The organism is Endozoicomonas sp. Z74, from assembly GCF_057680865.1.
Map to the genome: position 1 here is coordinate 23,298 of NZ_JBLYZI010000046.1, position 18,188 is coordinate 41,485.

At 51.6% G+C, this 18,188-nt stretch carries 14 protein-coding genes; 8 read left to right on the top strand and 6 right to left on the bottom strand.

Features of this window, described 5'->3' with window-relative positions; all coding sequences use genetic code 11:
* The first annotated feature begins 91 nt into the window (after window positions 1–91).
* Window positions 92–964 (top strand): hypothetical protein, encoded by an 873-nt coding sequence (locus tag ACNRUY_RS14190; RefSeq protein ID WP_488112302.1) that lies wholly within the window; start codon window positions 92–94, stop codon window positions 962–964.
* Window positions 965–973: 9 nt separating this feature from the next.
* Here the strand turns inward: ACNRUY_RS14190 and ACNRUY_RS14195 are convergent, their stop codons facing one another.
* Window positions 974–1,882, bottom strand: coding sequence for a helix-turn-helix domain-containing protein (locus ACNRUY_RS14195; protein WP_488112303.1), 909 nt, complete (start codon window positions 1,880–1,882; stop codon window positions 974–976).
* Between the two features lie 261 nt (window positions 1,883–2,143).
* Here ACNRUY_RS14195 and galE point away from each other — a divergent pair, with 261 nt between their 5' ends.
* The 4 genes from galE to ACNRUY_RS14215 all read left to right on the top strand — a co-directional run bounded on the left by galE (window position 2,144) and on the right by ACNRUY_RS14215 (window position 6,379).
* Window positions 2,144–3,157 carry a UDP-glucose 4-epimerase GalE gene (gene galE / locus ACNRUY_RS14200; protein ID WP_488112304.1) on the top strand — a complete coding sequence of 338 codons (1,014 nt, stop codon included), beginning with the start codon at window positions 2,144–2,146 and terminating at the stop codon, window positions 3,155–3,157.
* Between the two features lie 49 nt (window positions 3,158–3,206).
* A complete protein-coding gene (locus tag ACNRUY_RS14205) occupies window positions 3,207–4,253 on the top strand; it encodes a UDP-glucose--hexose-1-phosphate uridylyltransferase (protein ID WP_488112305.1) in 1,047 nt (348 codons plus the stop codon).
* A gap of 4 nt (window positions 4,254–4,257) precedes the next feature.
* Window positions 4,258–5,421: a galactokinase gene (gene galK, locus ACNRUY_RS14210; protein WP_488112306.1), complete on the top strand. Its 1,164-nt coding sequence runs from the start codon at window positions 4,258–4,260 to the stop codon at window positions 5,419–5,421.
* Window positions 5,422–5,578: 157 nt separating this feature from the next.
* Complete coding sequence (locus tag ACNRUY_RS14215) at window positions 5,579–6,379, top strand: enoyl-CoA hydratase/isomerase family protein (RefSeq protein WP_488112307.1); 801 nt, start codon at window positions 5,579–5,581, stop codon at window positions 6,377–6,379.
* 46 nt (window positions 6,380–6,425) lie between these two features.
* Here the strand turns inward: ACNRUY_RS14215 and ebgR are convergent, their stop codons facing one another.
* Together ebgR and ACNRUY_RS14225 are read right to left on the bottom strand one after the other, a co-directional pair.
* Window positions 6,426–7,421, bottom strand: coding sequence for a transcriptional regulator EbgR (ebgR, locus tag ACNRUY_RS14220; RefSeq protein WP_488112308.1), 996 nt, complete (start codon window positions 7,419–7,421; stop codon window positions 6,426–6,428).
* A 179-nt stretch (window positions 7,422–7,600) separates the two neighbouring features.
* A complete protein-coding gene (locus ACNRUY_RS14225; protein ID WP_488112309.1) occupies window positions 7,601–8,257 on the bottom strand; it encodes an oligogalacturonate-specific porin KdgM family protein in 657 nt (218 codons plus the stop codon).
* 467 nt (window positions 8,258–8,724) lie between these two features.
* Between ACNRUY_RS14225 and ACNRUY_RS14230 the strand changes: the two genes are divergently transcribed.
* The gene (locus ACNRUY_RS14230) at window positions 8,725–9,402 is read left to right on the top strand and encodes a hypothetical protein (protein WP_488112310.1); all 678 of its coding nucleotides are present in this window, start codon (window positions 8,725–8,727) and stop codon (window positions 9,400–9,402) included.
* Window positions 9,403–9,485: 83 nt separating this feature from the next.
* Here ACNRUY_RS14230 and rlmKL read toward each other — a convergent pair whose 3' ends face one another.
* The gene (gene rlmKL, locus ACNRUY_RS14235; RefSeq protein WP_488112311.1) at window positions 9,486–11,666 is read right to left on the bottom strand and encodes a bifunctional 23S rRNA (guanine(2069)-N(7))-methyltransferase RlmK/23S rRNA (guanine(2445)-N(2))-methyltransferase RlmL; all 2,181 of its coding nucleotides are present in this window, start codon (window positions 11,664–11,666) and stop codon (window positions 9,486–9,488) included.
* A 266-nt stretch (window positions 11,667–11,932) separates the two neighbouring features.
* Here rlmKL and rmf point away from each other — a divergent pair, with 266 nt between their 5' ends.
* Window positions 11,933–12,145 carry a ribosome modulation factor gene (gene rmf / locus ACNRUY_RS14240; RefSeq protein ID WP_488112314.1) on the top strand — a complete coding sequence of 71 codons (213 nt, stop codon included), beginning with the start codon at window positions 11,933–11,935 and terminating at the stop codon, window positions 12,143–12,145.
* Between the two features lie 87 nt (window positions 12,146–12,232).
* Here rmf and ACNRUY_RS14245 read toward each other — a convergent pair whose 3' ends face one another.
* Window positions 12,233–13,264 (bottom strand): quinone-dependent dihydroorotate dehydrogenase, encoded by a 1,032-nt coding sequence (locus ACNRUY_RS14245; RefSeq protein WP_488112312.1) that lies wholly within the window; start codon window positions 13,262–13,264, stop codon window positions 12,233–12,235.
* Between the two features lie 411 nt (window positions 13,265–13,675).
* On the opposite strand from ACNRUY_RS14245, the gene ACNRUY_RS14250 reads away from it, so the two are divergent.
* Window positions 13,676–17,743: a hypothetical protein gene (locus ACNRUY_RS14250; RefSeq protein ID WP_488112313.1), complete on the top strand. Its 4,068-nt coding sequence runs from the start codon at window positions 13,676–13,678 to the stop codon at window positions 17,741–17,743.
* Between the two features lie 69 nt (window positions 17,744–17,812).
* On the opposite strand, the gene ACNRUY_RS14255 is transcribed toward ACNRUY_RS14250, so the two are convergent.
* On the bottom strand, window positions 17,813–18,043 hold the full coding sequence (locus tag ACNRUY_RS14255; protein WP_488112315.1) for an aspartate/glutamate racemase family protein: 231 nt from the start codon (window positions 18,041–18,043) through the stop codon (window positions 17,813–17,815).
* Window positions 18,044–18,188 lie beyond the last annotated feature (145 nt).

Sequence of the window (18,188 nt, forward strand, 5' to 3'; positions counted from 1 at the left end):
AAAAACCTAGAACTTTTCTTTCAAAGAAGAGTCTGATTATCAAAAGATAACCACTATACTTGACAAGCTTTTTTATTTTCAAGGATTTTAAATGATGATTCCAAGTCTTCAAACCCAACTGCAACTTCTGGACTTCAACGATTTATTCAAGGCTCAACCACCATTGACTTTTCTGGGTAGAACAGTAGCTTTGTTAGTAAAAGTAGCAACAGATAGCGAATTATTATTGAGACACGTAGAACCGTTAGCTTGTAAAACTAGGAAACTACCAGCTAGAGAAGTAAAAATACATATTAAAGATTCATTCACAGTACTAAATGGTCGCCGCTTCAAAACAAGAGACGGAAACCATGTTAAATTTCGCAATATTCAAATAAACCAGGATCTCATATCTTGCTTCAAAAGTGATGCTTCTTGTAAAAAAACAGCTTCACATTTACAGGAAAAAAATGCAAAACTTGTTTTTATCATAAGCGATGATCAAGGAGTAGAGAAGAAGTATTGCCCATCAGCTTGTTGGGAGAAAAACTTTATTAAATGGATCACAGAAGGTGAAACTAAATGTATAACCACAACAGATAAATCAAGTACCCAATATGGCGAAAGATATGCAGGAGCATATTATAATATTCCTTCCTGCCATTCATTCTCGGCTTTCTTACATTACAACCTAGCCGAAATTTCATTTTTAAAATTACGTTTCACCTCTAAATGTAATGATATAAATAAACTTCAACCCTTCACTCATATAGCATTTACAGATTCAAAAACTAACAAAGCTCTGCATTCTGCAACCTACATTGGTGGAGGTTATTGCATTAGTAAACTCGGAAGTTTGGATATATGTATTCAAGAAGTGAGTGAAGTTATAAAACTATATGAATTCGACACATCGATTAAGATAAGAAAAGAAGAACCCAGATCAATAGATATTTACCCTTCCGAAGGTATAAAGCCATGCTAAACATACACGTTAATGTGAATAACTCAACCCTGACAGCCTCTTCCGAAACTTCCCCGGCGGCATACCATAATAACGCTGAAAAGCTTCATAGAAACGGCTCAGCGAACTGAAGCCACAGGCGTAACCGATATCGGCGATGGGCCGGTCTTCATCGATCAACAGCATCTGGGCTTTCTGCAATCGCTGGAACTGCAGATACTGCTTGATGGTCAATCCCATCACCGAAGAAAACAGGTTAGTGGTGTAGTTCCGGTGGATACCCAGATGGTCAGCCACATCAGCGGTGGAAATCGGGCGCTGCAGGTTCTCTGCCATAAACCGGATCATTTCCGACACATGCCGGGCTCCCTTCAGACGACCACTGCCGTGATGATCCGAAGTCTTTCTCTCAACCGGGCTCTCAGTCGGACTCTCAACCAGGCAAGCAACCTGAACGCTATTCTGCTCGGGATGATCCCAACCCACCACCCCTGCCCGCTTCAACAGCAGAGAGAGTTCTCCCAGAATAATTTCCCGCAGCTCCGGAACATCGCTCTGATAATCCTCATACCAGCGCTGCAGGCGGGCAGCGAGAAAGTCATGATCCGGCTTTGTCAGAATAATATGCCCGCCGAGAACCGACTGGCGAAACTCATCAGACATGGGCCATTCCAGAAACAGAGGCAAGGGAATATACAGGTTATAGAGTAATCCATCGCCCTGGATATCCACCATCCGGTGAGGCACATTGGCCCAGAACACCGCCAGCCGCTGTTCCGGAATCGCCTGTAACTGGCCATTGACAATATAAGTGGCAGAACAGCCAATCAGGTAGTTCAGTTCCACATGACCATGAACATGGCTGCTTTCCATAATGTAGGGCGCCCGGGATTCGATATAAAAGATATCCCCCTGAATATCCGCAATAGAACCGGGCATCTTCAAAACCCCTTCAGTGCCCCGCCGGGATCTCTTACCGCCTGTTTCTGAGGGTTCCACTGCTGATTTATTCACTGAAGCCCCCTATAAAAAGCACCATAAAAACTGATCTGTATCAAATGGAAACCGGATGATACTCCCCCTGCTCCAGAAAATCTTTGTTTTCGGGAAAAAGTGATTAAAAACCGTAAAAGAACCTCTCTGGGTTCCACTCTTACAATGCAGGGCATCTGAACCATTCAACATTGCAGGTAAAGCATCATGAGTATTTTGGTCACAGGAGGGGCGGGCTACATTGGCAGCCACACCTGCCTGGAGCTCTTAAAAGCCGGTTACGATGTCGTGGTCGTCGATAACCTGTGCAACAGCCATGAAGCCTCCTTAACCCGGGTTCAGGCACTGAGTGATAAACCACTGACGTTTTATCCGGTGGACATTCGTGACAGTGATGCCTTGAGCAAGGTATTCAAGGCTCACGCCATTGAGGCCGTGATCCACTTTGCCGGGCTCAAGGCCGTAGGGGAATCCACCCGAATCCCGAAAGCTTACTTTGACAACAATGTAAATGGCACCCTGAAGCTGCTGGATGTCATGGAACAATTTGATGTACACCACCTAGTATTCAGCTCTTCCGCCACCGTTTATGGTGATCCTGAATCCGTTCCCATCAAAGAAAACTTTCCGGTGGGAAGCGTTACCAACCCTTATGGCCGCAGCAAATTCATGGTGGAAGAAATACTCAGGGACGTAGCAGCATCAGACCCACGCTGGAACTTCAGCATATTACGTTACTTTAACCCCGTAGGCGCCCATGAATCCGGCCGGATCGGGGAAGACCCCAGCGGCATTCCCAATAACCTGATGCCGTATATTGCCCAGGTGGCGGTTGGCAAGCTTGAACAGCTGAATGTGTTTGGCAACGATTACCCAACACCCGATGGCACCGGCGTCAGGGACTATATCCATGTAGTTGATCTGGCACTGGGGCACCTGGCCGCCCTGACAACCCATTGGGAAGACCAGGGGATTCATATCTATAACCTGGGCACCGGAACCGGCAGCAGCGTAATGGATATGCTGAAAGCCTTTGAACAAGCCTGCGGCAAAACCCTGCCCTACACCCTGCAGCCCCGACGCCCCGGTGACATTGCACAGTGCTACGCCGACCCGGAATATGCAGAGCAGCAGCTGAACTGGAAAGCTTCCCGTACCATTGAAGATATGACCCGGGACACCTGGCGCTGGCAATCGGAAAATCCTCAAGGCTACCGCTAAAAAAGAGCTACAGCCAATAACCGCTTTGACAAATAAGGAAATACCCTTCATGACTGTCTTCAACCCGGTGGATCACCCACACCGACGCTTCAACCCACTGACCGGCGAGTGGGTTCTGGTCTCCCCTCACCGTGCGAAACGCCCCTGGCAGGGGCAGGTGGAAAAAACCGCACCGGACCAGCGGCCCGCTCATGACCCACAGTGCTACCTCTGTCCCGGCAACACCCGCATCACCGGAGACAGCAACCCGAAGTATCAGGACCCTTATGTGTTTGCCAATGACTTCCCGGCCCTGCTGACCGATACTCCGGAGGCCACCTCGGACTCAGACCTGTTTCAGAGCAGCAGTGCCCGGGGTGAAGCCAGAGTCATCTGTTTCTCGCCGGATCACAGCAAAACCCTGCCTCAAATGAGCCGACCCGCCATCCGCAAGGTGGTCGATGTCTGGGCTGAGCAGGTGGTTGAATTGGGTGGGAAATACCCCTGGGTTCAGCTGTTTGAAAACAAAGGGGCGGTCATGGGCTGCTCTAACCCCCACCCCCATGGTCAGGTCTGGGCCAGCAGTTTTCTGCCCAATGAAGCCCACCGGGAAAACCAGAACCAGAAAGCCTGGCTCCAGGAAAAAGACGGCAACCTGTTGCTGGACTACGCCCTGAAGGAGTCGGAATCCGGAGAACGAACCGTATCGGAAAATCAGCACTGGATCGCTGTCGTCCCCTACTGGGCTGCCTGGCCCTTTGAAACCCTGCTGCTTCCCAAACGTCATGTGTTGCGTATGCCCGATCTGAAGGATGAAGAGCGTGATGCCCTGGCCGCCATTCTGAAGAGCCTGACCACAAAATACGACAATCTGTTTCAGACCTCGTTCCCCTACTCCATGGGCTGGCATGGCGCCCCCACCCTGGCAGAACAGGGCAATGACTGGAGCCACTGGCAACTGCACGCCCATTTTTATCCCCCCCTGCTCCGTTCCGCCACAGTTCGCAAGTTTATGGTGGGGTTTGAAATGCTGGCAGAAACCCAGCGTGACCTGACCGCTGAACAAGCCGCCGCCCGCCTGCGCGAGTTACCCGAAAAGCATTACCTGGAAGACTGAGAGCATGGACAAGACAATGACCCAGAAGCAGACACTGACAGCCCTGTTTGAAGCCACCTTTGGTCACACACCGGAGCAGTATTTCCAGGCACCCGGTCGGGTTAACCTGATCGGAGAACATACGGACTATAACGACGGTTTTGTTTTACCCTGCGCCATTGACTATCAGGCCATGATTGCGGCCTCCCCCAGGGATGACGGAAAAATCGTGGCAACCGCCCACAGTTATGATGGTCAGGTATCCGGGTTTGAACTCAGCCTGCCCATTGCTTTCAGCGAAGAGGCTTTCTGGAGCAACTACGTCCGGGGAGTGGCCAGTATCATGCTCCAGAAAGGTCTGCCATTAAAAGGGGCCAACCTTGCCATTATCGGCAACGTACCTCAGGGGGCAGGCCTCAGCTCCTCAGCCTGCCTGGAAGTGGTCACGGGTCTGGCACTGAGCCGGATGGCCGGGCTGGATGTCAACCTCAAGGAACTGGCCCTGATCGGGCAACAGGCGGAGAATCAATTTGTGGGCTGTAACTGCGGCATTATGGACCAGATGGTTTCCGCCTGTGGCCAGAAAGACCATGCTATGCTGCTTGATTGCCAAAGCCTGGATACCCGCCTGGTGTCCATTCCGGAACAGGCAGCCGTGGTCATCATCAACTCCAATGTCAAGCGCGGGCTGGTGGACAGTGAATACAACACCCGACGCCAGCAGTGTGAAGCCGCTGCCGCACACTTCAAAGTCAAAGCGCTCAGGGACATCACCCCGGAACAATTGCAAGCTGGCCGTGAAGGGTTGGACGAGACCACCTTCCGCAGGGCCCGCCATGTGGTTACGGAGAATGCCCGGACCCTGGCAGCCGCTGAAGCCCTCAGCATTGGAGACCTGACCGCCATGGGCACACTGATGGCAGAGTCCCACGCCTCCATGAGAGACGATTTTGAAATCACCGTTCCTCCTATTGACGCCATCGTCGATATTGTCAAAGGGGTTATCGGTGATGAAGGCGGCGTCAGAATGACCGGTGGTGGCTTCGGTGGCTGCGTGGTGGCTCTGGTCCCTGAGCGCCGGGTAGACGACGTCCAACAGGCAATTGCGAAGCAGTACCCACAGTGCACTGAGGGACTGGAGGCTGATATTTATGTCTGCCAGGCATCCGAAGGCGCCTCAATGCTCTGAATAACAACGTCCTTTAACCGCGCTGGCTTTATCCTGAACTCTCCAGGGTAAAGCCAGTCCGTTGCTGGCATCGTCTGTCTGCAGGTTGATCTTTCCCTTCCCTCCCTGTCATTATCCGGTTTACAACGCATTATAAGCAGAACAACAAGGTTGCCCCATGCCCTCAGAAATAACCTTTGAGACCCTGACCTGGAAACAGGAAGGCCCGCTGGTTACGCTTACCCTGAACCGTCCCGACCAGGCTAACACCATGAATCTCCAGTTTATGAAGGAGATCCTCCAGGCCGCTATTGCCTGTGAAGAGAACGACAGTGTTCGTGGGATTATGATCACCGGCAGTGGCCGAATGTTCTCAGCAGGGGGTGATATCAGCTGGTTTGGCAGGCATCTTGACAACATCAGCGCCCTGATGAAAGAGGGCACTAACTACCTTCATGGCGCCATTGTCCGGTTTGTCCAGATGCCCAAGCCGGTCATTCTGGCCATCAATGGCCAGGCAGCTGGCGCCGGAATGAGCCTGGCCCTGATTGGGGATTACAGTGTCTGCGCCGCTTCAGCCCGGTTCACTGCCGCTTATACCGCTGCGGGTCTGACACCCGATGCGAGCATCACCCACTTTCTGCCCAGAATGGTTGGTATCCGAAGAGCCAAAGAGCTGCTGATCACTAACCGGTCACTCTCTGCCACAGAAGCACTGGACTGGGGATTGGTTAACGAAGTAGTGGAGGACGACAAAGTTCAGGAAACCGCCAGAAAAGTCGCCCAACAACTGGCCAATGGCCCGACAAAAGCCTATGGAACCGTTAAAAGCCTGCTGAACCAGTCTTCCACCAACAGCCTGGAAGCCCAGCTGCAGCTGGAAGCGGATGGCATTGCAACCAACGCCAGAGGTGAGGATGGCCAATCCGGAATTACCGCATTTCTGGAAAAAAGGCCTCCGGTGTTTAAAGGCCGTTAAAAGAGCAGAATAATCAACTGGACGCACTGGAAACCAGTGCGGCGGGCTATCGGGTGGTTCCACGCAGTTTCAATGTTGAGGGAACAGTCACTTTTAAAGGCACCGTTCTGCCATCCCTGACTCTATCCATCAGCAGGTTGACCGCCTGGCTCCCCATCAACTCGGTAGGAATGCGGACAGTGGACAGGGGAGGAAAGGTGAATTTTGCAGTAGGGATGTCATTGACACTGATCAGGGCCACATCCTCTGGAATGGCAATTTCATGCTCATGCAGCGCCCGTAGCACACCAATGGCTATGGAGTCTGAGGCCACAAAGAGGGCTCCGGGAAGCCTACTGCCCCTCCCATTCTTCAGCATGGATATTCCCAACTGGTAACCGGACATACTGGAGAAATCCCCCCGGTAAACATCCTCTGCCTGGACAATACCCCTCTGCCTTCCATACTCAACAAACGACTCTTCCCGCACATCCAGGGATTCTGAACTGTCCTGTCCACCTATGTAACCAACACGGCGGTAGCCCTGATCATGAAAGTAATCAATCACATCCCTGCTGATCCGGGCCAGATCTACATCCACACAATCGAAACGTTCTTGATAACGGCTGGAATCGATAAAAACCAGGTGGCTGGAGATACTATCCACTGCTTCCAACAGCTCCTCGGCTATCGGACCGATAGAAAGCACACCATTGACACCACTGTAGTCTTTGTCATCCTGTAAACCGTAGCCGTATATCAGCTCAATCCCCAGCTTCTTGCACTGACTCTCTATACCGTAACGGATGGAAAGGTAATAAGGGTCATTGACTTCTATTTCCTGAGGGTAGTTATAGATGGCAAGAAACTTGAGCCCTGTTGGCTGTTGCCGGGTTCGTAAGCTTCGGGACCGGATGGTCTGGTATTCAAGTTTTTCGGCAATTTCAAAAATTTTCTGCCGGGTTCCGGCCTTCACACTGATGGTGGGATCGTCATTCAAAACCCGGGATACGGTGGAAAGAGAAACACCCGCTTCCTGAGCGATCTCTTTAAGAGTGGCCATGTTACTTCTCCGGCAAGTGGTCCCTGGCCAACAAACTGGTTCCAGAGTCTAGCGTCATTCAGTAAAATTTTACCAATTTCCTGCACAACGGAAAAGCCGGACCTCTTATCTGCATCAACATCAGCTAACTCAGGAGGCCAGGGGCACCTCTTGTCTCTTGACCCTCTTTTTCAGAACCCTCAAAAAGCCACTGAGGCACCCAGGACAAAGGCATTGTTACTGTTATCGCCCTGATTACGGTACTCAATGTAGGGCTGGACTCCCTCTCGGGTATACGTCGACCGTATTTCATGATCCATTTTTTCCGCTTTCCACATATACACATTGTTGTACTTCAGCTGAACCGGATACTGCTGCAGCTGGTAACTGATGGCATTGTCCGTTCTCGTATCATCAGAAGCGCCTGGGGCATCGGTTCTATCGATATGAAAACGGGTACGGTTGCTAAGCCCGATGCCACTGTCAAAGTTGTAACCAACCTTGAACAGAGGTCGTAACTGAACCGTATCTCCATCATGAAGAAGGTGGTGATAGCCAATGGCTCCCCAGAAATGATCAGTGAAGTTATATGCCTGCTCAGCCCCGATGGTAATGTAGGGGTTGCTGGACTTTCCCTCTGCGGTATCCCCTATCTGAATCCCATCAAACTCAGTCAGCACCGTCAGCCCGCCCCGCTCAAAGGTTTCGAAGGTGTGCCCTGCCTCCAGAGTTGAGGTCATGCTGGATCCATGAAAGTCACGGTGATCGTGAAACTGGATATTACCCGTCACATAGCTGGATGCTGAAGCCCCCATTGAAACAGAGGTCAACAGCAGACCCGTCAAAACCGTTCTCATGACAGACTCCTCACGAACTCACTGCAGAAGTCTTCATTCTGGCCAAAATTGACAAAGTCTGCTGAATAATTAAAGGGATAGCAGAAAGGCCTTGAATCCAGGGAAAACATCTTATGTTCACGGGGTCTCCGGATAAACTGCATTGGGCTAATACCTGTGGTCAGCCCGATCACCACAGGATAGAACACAAACATCCAGAAAGGCTTCAGCCAATAAAACGGCCTCATTGTCAGAATCGGTAACTGGCTTGTTATATTCACGCCTTAGACTTTCCGGTAATTTACATCTCCGAAAAGGTTGGCATGCATCTAGCCTTAACTCCGGCCCACCTCTTATGAGCTGGCAGACTGGAGAGCCTGGATTCAAGCGCCAGGAAACTAAATTGAATTATTGATGTCTATGTAAGACAGCCAGACCAGAATTGAAAGAAAAATTAAACCACTTTTCATCTCTATGGAGGGAATTTTATGAGCATTGTAGTCTTGGATGGCGCAGTAAAGCTTGGCGGGCTCGACGCTTATCGCTTTCATTATGATAACTTGAAAGAAACGGAGGGTGTCATCAAGGCAGCAGTCAGAGCCTTCTGCCAGAGCATAATGAGGACCGTAACCCTGCCTCCGCACGAAGTCAGCCGATATATGGTTGATGAACCCAGTTCCGTGGTTACAAAAAAAATTCAGAACCGTGACATATCTTTGCCACTTCCCTTCCCATTTACTCCAGAAGCTTTAGAGAGTGCAGCTGGTGTGGATTTCTCTCCTAACCGGACGATTAGTCGGCTTTATAGCTTCCTGGAAAGCTTTTGTGTAGGTATGCGCAGAGGGTACACCATTGATGAAATGCTCAATAAACTCACAGCATTTAATGAGCTCATTTTCGAGGCCAGGATGGATGTCCTACAAATGAAAGACCAATGGTGTCGATACGATGGCGGCAAACTTACAAAGAGTCACTCTCCTGATGCGCCCGAGTTTGATAAAAGCAAAGATTTCAACTTGAGGGAAAGTCGTCTTGAGGCTGTAACAATACTTGAAGCTCAAGTAAAAGAGGCTGTTGGAAAGCTGCAGGATAAACTATCGACTCTACCCTCAGTTCATGGTCCAAAGCAGAAACCTGTGCAACTGATGAACAAAGGTGGAGGCTGAAACACGGCAAAATACTGCCTGAACAGAATGAAGGTCTGTGGCAATCGCTGCCAGGACCTCCATTAAACGATCAGCCCACTTTGCTAATCAACCGTTAAAGCGTGAACCACCTTCCAGCAACGGTGAATACCCTGTCGGCGCTGAAAATCCCGGTCAATGGTCGTGTTGGTAATCTCCTCCACCTGGTAGCGCTCACAAAGCTCCTCCGCCAGTTTGAATCGCCGGAAGTTATTGGAAAAGTAAAGGGTACCACCCTTTCTTAGCCGAGCCATAGCCAGGTCGATCAGCTCCACATGCGCCTCCTGGACATCAAACACCTGCCGCATGCGCTTGGAATTGGAAAACGTGGGAGGGTCCATAAAAATCAGGTCGTACTGACGCTTTTCCTGTTTCAGCCAGCCCAGGCAGTCGGACTGCTCCAGTCGGTGTCGGCGGTCAACCATTCCGTTCAACGCCAGGTTTTTCCTGGCCCAGCCAAGGTAGGTATTGGACAGGTCAACACTGGTTGTACTGGCAGCCCCTCCCACCGCTGCATGGACTGTAGCCACGCCGGTATAACAGAACAGATTCAGGAAGTCCCTGCCCGCCGCCTCACGACCAATGCGCAGCCGCATTTTCCGATGGTCAAGAAACAGGCCGGTATCCAGATAGTCCCGAAGGTTAACCAGCAACCGGCAATCACCCTCGGAGACTTCCAGCATTTCCCCAGACTGATCCTGGCGCTCGTACTGATTCTTGCCGGACTGTCTCTCACGGCGCTTGAAGACCACATGGTTCTCAGGAATACCCAGAACCCCGGGAATCACTTCCAGAGCTTCCAGCAGCCGCTGTTGAGCCTTGCCCTCATCAATACTTTTGGGAGCAGAATATTCCTGGACATGGGCCCAGTCTTTGTAAATATCCACCGCCAGAGCATACTCAGGCATATCCGCATCATAGAGCCGGTAACAGTCAATGCCCTGCTTTCGGGCCCACTTTCCAGTCAGGCGCAGGTTTTTCCTCAGGCGGTTGGCAAACATTTCACCACCGGCCGTACTGGCTTTGAAAGCGACCGGCTGCGAGCCATTTACTTTGACCGGTTCAGCCACCCCGGTAGTGCGCTCACGAATATCGTACAAAAAGAGTTTGCACGACAATGCACCGTTAAACAGGGTATAGGTTTTCCGGGGCCCCATACCCAGACTTCGCGCCAGGGCCTGGGACGACGTAAACACCCCCGCCTGCCAGCCCGGCGTCTGTTGTTTCAGTTTTTCACCCAGGTGTTTGTAGAGATAAACCAGACTGGCCTCATCCCCCATTCGCTCACCATAAGGGGGGTTCGTCACCACCAGGCCCGGCTTCATGGATGGGTCAACACTGAGATTGCCCAGCTCCTGCTGGCGAATGGTAATTTGCCTGGCCAGCCCGGCCCTCTGCAGGTTCGCCCTGGCCCTGCCAACAATTTTGGGCAACCCTTCATAGCCAATGAACGATGACGTCAAAGCGGCCAGCCCCGCAGACCGCCGTTCCCGGGCCTCATTCAGCACTTTCAGCCAGAGGCTGGGAATATGCCCCATCCATTTGTCAAAACCAAACCGTGCCCGAAGCAGACCCGGAGCAATGTCCGCTGCCATCATGGCCCCTTCTATCAGCAACGTGCCTGAACCACACAGCGGATCCAGCAAGGTTCCCCCTTGCTTTGCCACTTCAGGCCAACCTGCCCGATAGAGAATGGCCGCCGCAAGGTTTTCTTTCATGGGAGCCTCACCGGCCTCCTGTCGATACCCTCTTTCATGGAGACTCTGCCCGGAAAGGTCAATGGCCACAAAGGCATTCTGCCCCCTGGCATGGACATTGATGCGCAAGTCAGGTCGGGAAGCACTGACGTTTGGGCGCCAGCCATGGCGATCACGCAACTGGTCAACAATGGCATCCTTAACCACCTGGGCTCCAAACCGGGTGTGATTGATATCCGGTGTCGAACCCGTGAAATCCACCCGGAAGCTGGTTCCCTGGTCCAGGTGATCATCCCAGTCTATTGCCTGCAATTGCTGATAGAGAACTTCCCGGGTACCGGATGCGATTTCTCCCAGGCGCAACAGAACCCGGCTGGCCATCCGGGACCACAGGCAGGAGCGGTAAGCCAGCTCCATGTCACCGGAAAAGCTCACTCCCGCCACAGTTTCACAGACTTCACTGGCGCCCATGGCCCTGAGCTCTTCAGCAAGAGGGGCTTCCACCCCTTTCGGGCAACTGGCAAACAGGGTTAACGTGGCTGTACTCATGGCTTATATTCCAAAAAACACAAAAAACTAATTTTCTTATTCACAATAAATTCTCGACACACTCTCCGGAATTGGATAGAACTTATCCCATCACTTTCCCTGATTGAAATCTCCCTGACCCTTCCGGCTTCCAGGGTTTCTGTAACAAGGAAAGCTGCCGGAAGTCAGTGCATGGTTCTGCTTGTTCAGGACTATGCTTAAGGGTGTAACAACATGACGCCATGGAGGCCGTCAGTAACTGAACCAGCAAGAGGCAGTGCACCATGTTGAAAAGACAAAAAAGGGATAGAACAGATAGAGCCTTTACCAAGGGATATCAAATAGGCGTGTCTGGCCGCTCAAAGGATATATGCCCCCACGAAGAACCACAACTGCGTCAGTCGTGGCTCAGTGGCTGGCGTGAAGGGCGAACGGACAACTGGGAGGGGATCACCGGGGTTTCTGGCGTACACCGAATCCACGACACTTCCCATATTTGACAACACATCATTTCACGCTTTTCCCATCCGCCCTTGCCTTTCAAGGCTCAAAGGGCATATAGCCCCGGTAACCGGGGCTTCAGAAGCTCACTCAGAATCCGGGCTCACTGAATAAACCGCTTCCGCCGCCTCACGTATCAACTCAGGCCCCCGGTATATAAACCCGGAATAAATCTGCACCAAACTGGCCCCTGCCTGGATCTTTTCTGCAGCGGTGGCCGCATCCATGACTCCCCCCACGCCAATAATGGGGAGTCTGTCGGACAACTCTGCGGAAAGTTGCCGGATCACCTCTGTTGACTTACGGCTCAAAGGCGCACCACTGAGCCCCCCAGCCTCATCAGCATTGTCAAGTCCCTGAACGGCATCACGATCCAGGGTGGTATTGGTGGCAATGACCCCGTCGAGCTCAAAGGCCAGCAACTCAGAGGCAACACTGGTAATCTCTTCAGGCGTCATATCCGGTGCAATTTTGATAGCAAGGGGCACCTTGCGCCCATATTTCTGGCTCAATACCTCTTGCTCCTCCTTGAGTGCACCCAGCAGGCTTTTCAAAGCTTCACCGTACTGAAGCTTTCTCAACCCGGGAGTGTTGGGAGAAGAAAGATTGACCGCCACATAACCCGCATGGGGATATACCTTGCGAAGACAGGCCAGATAGTCGTTATTGGCCTCCTCAACAGCGGTGCTGAGGTTTTTGCCAATATTAATACCCACCACCCCTTGGTACCGGCTTTTTCGAACGTTGGCCACCAGGTGGTCAACCCCGAGGTTATTGAACCCCATCCGGTTAATCAGTGCTTCTTTTTCGGTAATCCGGAACATTCTGGGCTTTGGGTTGCCCGGCTGCCCTACCGGAGTCACCGTCCCTAACTCCAGAAAACCAAACCCCAGGCTGCCCAGGCCATCCATGCAGTCACCATTCTTATCAAGGCCCGCTGCCAGGCCAATGGGGTTGTCAAAGGTCAACCCCATCACCTTTCTGGGGCGTGAAGGTACTTTTGGCGAGATTAACCGGGTCAGCCCCAGCCTCTCACCGGCACCAATCATATCCAGGGCAAAATCGTGGGCCGTTTCAGCGGAAAGACAAAACAGGGCACTGCGGGTCAGTTTATACATAGGGGGAATGATCAGTATTTGCCAGACAAAATTCTGGCAATTATACGCTTGAAATCCCCTGCTGTCCTTACCTTCACAGGGGCTCATCCACAAAAAAAGACAGACAGCCAAAATGGATTAATTTTCAAAAAACAGTTTCATATTCAAAAACTTAAAACACCACTCAATCAAAAATAGCAACATAGTACAAAATTTACACTCCCCTAACGAAACCAACCGCGTCTTTTTCAGTCTGATGAAGTAGAACAGGGAAGATGGGCCAGTCAGCCATGAGTCAGAAGAAATGCCTCGGGCTAAAAGGAAAGCCACAAGAGGGAGCGACTACTTTCTCAACTCTGCTAATGGCTAAAAAACGCAAACAAAAAGGCAGCATTTTCATCGTAGACAACATCAAAGACAGAGGGCTGACAAATGCTAGGGCCAATTCGTACCACAGAACGCTTCTCTCAAGTGGCAGGATACAAAGAAGAAGAAAAAAAGAAGCGACAAAGTGGCTATCAGCCAGTTTTCAAAGCCTCCTCCCGGGGCAGCTCCCAGAGTGAGCATCCTTCACTGACAATGCGCTCCATCAGCCCGGCTGATCTGAAAAGGCACTACAGCGACTCAGGCAATGAGTCGGATGATGGTGATGACAGGCTTGATGATTCCTGCAGCCTGCTCTCAGAAGATACCGTTAAAACCTGTAGGCAGGAGTCAACGGATTCCGGAGTGGAATCTGAAGACGAATCAACCACAGAAAAGCCCACCCCTGAAGCCACAGAGCAGCACGCCATAAGCCCGGTGGTACCGCCATCGGACGACAGCAAGTCTGCGCATACCGACCCGCTGCTGCATCTTCGCATGCACCCCCGGGGAACCCTCGGCATGCTGTTTAACCTGCATACCAGCCACACCATAAAGATGTGTTCGGAAAGACTGGACGCTCTTGAAGCAGATATCGCTTCCACCTTCTATAGGCCTGGCAGAATAGAGCTGGCTCACGATAGGATAAAAAAACTGAGAGCCGCCCTGGACGAAGCCATTCACAGCCATGAAGACCGAATGACCTTTATGATTCTTCTGGCCGACTATGAAAAAGAGTTCCAGAAGGTTTCCCTGGAAAACAAACTGAACGCCCGGTTTTTACAGGATAAATTACAGTTCGATATTGATCAGCTCCCAACGGACCCGCTGTCTGTTGAAAAAGAAGGTTACTTCACCACATGGTATAGCCTGCTTGAAAAAAAGATAAAACAGGATGGCCTCCAGCGGTGGAGTGAATCCCTGGGCAAGGTTCAGGACGATATTCTCAGCCAGCCGCTGGTCGAAATCCCAGCCCACAGCAAAGTCAGCGAACAGGATGTGCTTGATGGCTATGTTAAGCAACGTCCTGAGCAGGTGGTTCAATTGATCGCGGCCTGCACCCGAAAAGCAGTGATGCAGGACAATACTGAGTCAGCCCTGCAGGCTGAGCATCTGGCGCGGGAGCTGCCCCGGAAAACCGCAGCCCCGGCCAAAGGAAGTGAGGCAGCAGATGCTATCCAGGGCTTTCTGGAGAAAATCAAACACGATAAAGCCACTACAGACCTTCACCATCAAATTGCCAGGCAGCTCACCCGACTGCACCTGGAGAACACCAGTAAAGTGCTCGAGCACATATCCATACAGAATGACGCCAACGTTCAACTGCTAAAAGCACGCCAGCTTTGCTGGACTTTCGATAAGCTTCAGGTACTTTTCCAGGAGAAGGGGATCTTTGTGGATCCCGACTGCCAGGCAGTACGACAGCTGTCCTCAAAAATCAGCCCACTGAAGCATGTAATTTCCGCCCAGCTGATCTGCAACTGGGCCGGTTCAGAAAAACAGCTGCTTCCGGAAGATAACAACGGGCTGGCCCTGCGCCTGTGCTGGCTAAACCTCCCCCCAGTGGAGCGAATTCAGAAGAAACTGGCCGGCATAGAGCTGGAGCAAAGCCATGAACAGCGTTTGTATCAGGCCATCATTAGCTATATGGATGCCGCAAACAGCTTCCGGGCTTCCAATAGTCACAGTCGTCTAAGGTACATGCAGCAGTGCCGGTTTGATCTGCTCAAGTGCCAGCAGGAACTTCTGGTCAATGAAATGGAGAGAAGGATTGATGGCCTCCCCATAGGCACAACTCTGGGCCATGGTGATTTCCACCAGGACCTGAAGCTGTTCAGAACCATCTGTGCCTGCCGTGAGTTAACCGCAAAATACCGCCCACTCAACGAAGGCGAAAATAACCTTTTATGCATGGCTGGCAACTACTTCTGGCGAGATGAACTGAGCCCAAGGGAAATCGAAGCCGCCCTCACGCACAGAAAGGCACTGAACGATATCAGATACAGTTTCATGGAAGAGTTCAGCGCCGCCTGCGGTGACTCCCAGGAGATGATTCAGGCCTTCCGGGAGGGGTTATCCAGCCTGGTTACCAGCGTCAAAAGCAAGCTGCAACAGAAAGAAACTTCAGAGGATGAGCCCCTGGCCATTGGTGATGGCACCACTGACTGGGCAGCTTTGAGAGAAGACGATGATGACCAGCAGGGTCCAGGTCTTCTTGAACAAATCGGCGTTCCCCGGGGCATGCTCCAGAAGTTTGAACGCTCTCTATGCCAGAGCCTTCGCTCCATACTGGTGGTTGCTGAGCGGCACCCTCAAGCTTTCCGCCGGTTATGTGGCAATATTGGCCAGTTGGTTGCCCAGCTGAAAAAGCTGTTTGGACTGAACTATGGCGAATTCCACTCCTTGCTGGATCAATTAAGCTGGCGCCTCAGCCTTGAATCCACAGCATCCAGCTTTGCCGGCGATGAACCGGCCAACCTGGACAACGACCCGAAACATAATCCTGAGCTGGCAAGAGCGCTTAAACGTTTTCAGTTCTTCTGTGACCTGTCGGATGGAGTCCTTAATGGTGTACGCGGCTTTGACCTTATTACGTCCTATCTATCCGGCGGTTTAGCGATTGTCGGCTCGCTGTTCAGAGTATTGACCAGCAGGGGCGTCCAGCAAGGAATCAACCGTATGCCAGGCTGGCAGGTGCGGGGGCTGAACCGCACAGTCCAGTTCTGTGAGCTGGTGTCTGCTTCCTGGTTGGACACCGAACCCTCCGACCCATTTGACAATAATGAGATCGCCCGGGGTGCACGGCACCTGGCACGGGGAAGCGCCCTGGGTTCCTGGATTGAGTCCATCCCTGGCGGCAGAATGCTTGGCGCCTGGGTGGAGGCAGGCCTCGTTCCTTACCGAAAGCGCCTGAATGCATTGACAGAGGCCATTCACAATGTAAGAGCCCATCAACCTGGAGCCTGGACAGCCCTTCGCTGGGAAGTAACCAAAGTCGTCGGGATTACCACCCTGGCCATTGGAGCCAGCTGCCTGGCTGCCACCGCCATCGTCACTACCGGCGCCATAGCCCTGTTTGGCAGCGCCCTGGCAGCGGGTGGTTTTGTCTGGCTGGGCACACTGGTCGTTTCAAGTCACTATTTTGTCGAGTGGCTCAATTACGCTGAAGCGGTTGGCACACCAATTAAGGAGGCCATCGACCGCTACTTCGCCCAGGGCTTTTATGAATCCAGCCAGCCTGCACGACTGGCCCGCAAGCATTGTGACTTGGAAGCCGTTAATCTCTTACCCAGACTAAGTCGCCAGGCCAGTTTCAAGTTGCTGGCCCACCATTTAATGCTGGAGGATCTGTCCCGAAAGCACTGGAGCCAACTGACTGAACCAGAAGAGAGCCTGGTTTCTATTGAGAAGGAACTGGAGATGCTCAAACCCGGGCTTCTCAAAAATGCCCGGGAGCTGGCCAACCAGGCTGAAGCGGTTGAGCTGATTAACCGCACCCTGAGAGCCATGGAAACCAAAAGGCTAAACCCGGAGGCCCTTAAAGAGCTGGCCACCAACCTGAGTCGTCTCGGATACGACACCCGACTCCCGGACCAGGGGCTTGACTATTACCTGATGAACATCCGTCAGCAGGCAGTACTGACTATTCAGGCCCAGTGCGGCACCCACCGAATTGAGCAGAACGTCACCGCTATTTTTCAGCGACTGATGGATTTTCACAGAGAGGTCAAAAAAGGAGAACTGGTTTATCAGCACCTGACCACTCTGGGTCAGCAACCTCTGATTGATCAGGCAAAACAGGAGACCACTCAGCAATTTCTGTCACTGCACGCCATGAACAACAGCGACAGTGAACAGCAGCGGGTCAAGACAGTATTGCGTAAAGCCCTCAGGCGGTACCTGAACACAGTCCATGGGGAAGGAAAAACCGTCACCGATGAGGAGCTGAGAGACCTTAACAGCAGTCCTCTGTTTACCTCACTGGTCCACCAGGAACAAATGCTGATGGACCAGGCCAAACAACATTGGCTGGTATCCGTGACGGAAAAGATCGACAGGTTGATTGACAGTGCTCCCGACTGGCTGCGGAAGCACGTTGGGGATGTGTTCAGGCCAGGAATGGCTGCAGCGGCCTGAACAAGCAACCAACGGTTGCCACAGATTGAGTTTATCCGCTCCGGGTATCCTGACGTACCAGTATTACCATTACTGGTCGTCAATGGCTAACTGAACAGCCTTATCTGCATGAATTTGAGTAGTATCATATAAGGGTACGGCCGTGTGCGTTTGCTGAACCAATAAGGCGATTTCTGTGCAACCAAGAATAACCGCTTCAGCCCCTTGAGCATGTAAATGATTAATGACGTCCAGATATTTATCCCGGGATGCATCTTTGACATGGCCCAAGCATAACTCAGAGTAAATGATTTCATGAATAACTTCACGGTCTTCAAGTGCATTAGTTCAGATCTGATCTGACAATTCCCTCTTCAAAAAAGGGAAGGGTTACCGATTTAGATAGAGGGTGAAATCACTGAAATCTAAATCGTAAAAAGGTAACCCTTATGATTCATACTAATCA

Bases quoted from the DNA above. Each gene is read 5' to 3' on its own strand.
- rlmKL (WP_488112311.1), bottom strand. From the start codon at position 11,666: ATGAGTACAGCCACGTTAACCCTGTTTGCCAGTTGCCCGAAAGGGGTG.
- ACNRUY_RS14205 (WP_488112305.1), top strand. From the start codon at position 3,207: ATGACTGTCTTCAACCCGGTGGATCACCCACACCGACGCTTCAACCCA.
- ACNRUY_RS14190 (WP_488112302.1), top strand. From the start codon at position 92: ATGATGATTCCAAGTCTTCAAACCCAACTGCAACTTCTGGACTTCAAC.
- ebgR (WP_488112308.1), bottom strand. From the start codon at position 7,421: ATGGCCACTCTTAAAGAGATCGCTCAGGAAGCGGGTGTTTCTCTTTCC.
- ACNRUY_RS14195 (WP_488112303.1), bottom strand. From the start codon at position 1,882: ATGCCCGGTTCTATTGCGGATATTCAGGGGGATATCTTTTATATCGAA.
- ACNRUY_RS14245 (WP_488112312.1), bottom strand. From the start codon at position 13,264: ATGTATAAACTGACCCGCAGTGCCCTGTTTTGTCTTTCCGCTGAAACG.
- ACNRUY_RS14225 (WP_488112309.1), bottom strand. From the start codon at position 8,257: ATGAGAACGGTTTTGACGGGTCTGCTGTTGACCTCTGTTTCAATGGGG.
- galE (WP_488112304.1), top strand. From the start codon at position 2,144: ATGAGTATTTTGGTCACAGGAGGGGCGGGCTACATTGGCAGCCACACC.
- ACNRUY_RS14215 (WP_488112307.1), top strand. From the start codon at position 5,579: ATGCCCTCAGAAATAACCTTTGAGACCCTGACCTGGAAACAGGAAGGC.
- ACNRUY_RS14230 (WP_488112310.1), top strand. From the start codon at position 8,725: ATGAGCATTGTAGTCTTGGATGGCGCAGTAAAGCTTGGCGGGCTCGAC.
- ACNRUY_RS14250 (WP_488112313.1), top strand. From the start codon at position 13,676: ATGCTAGGGCCAATTCGTACCACAGAACGCTTCTCTCAAGTGGCAGGA.
- galK (WP_488112306.1), top strand. From the start codon at position 4,258: ATGGACAAGACAATGACCCAGAAGCAGACACTGACAGCCCTGTTTGAA.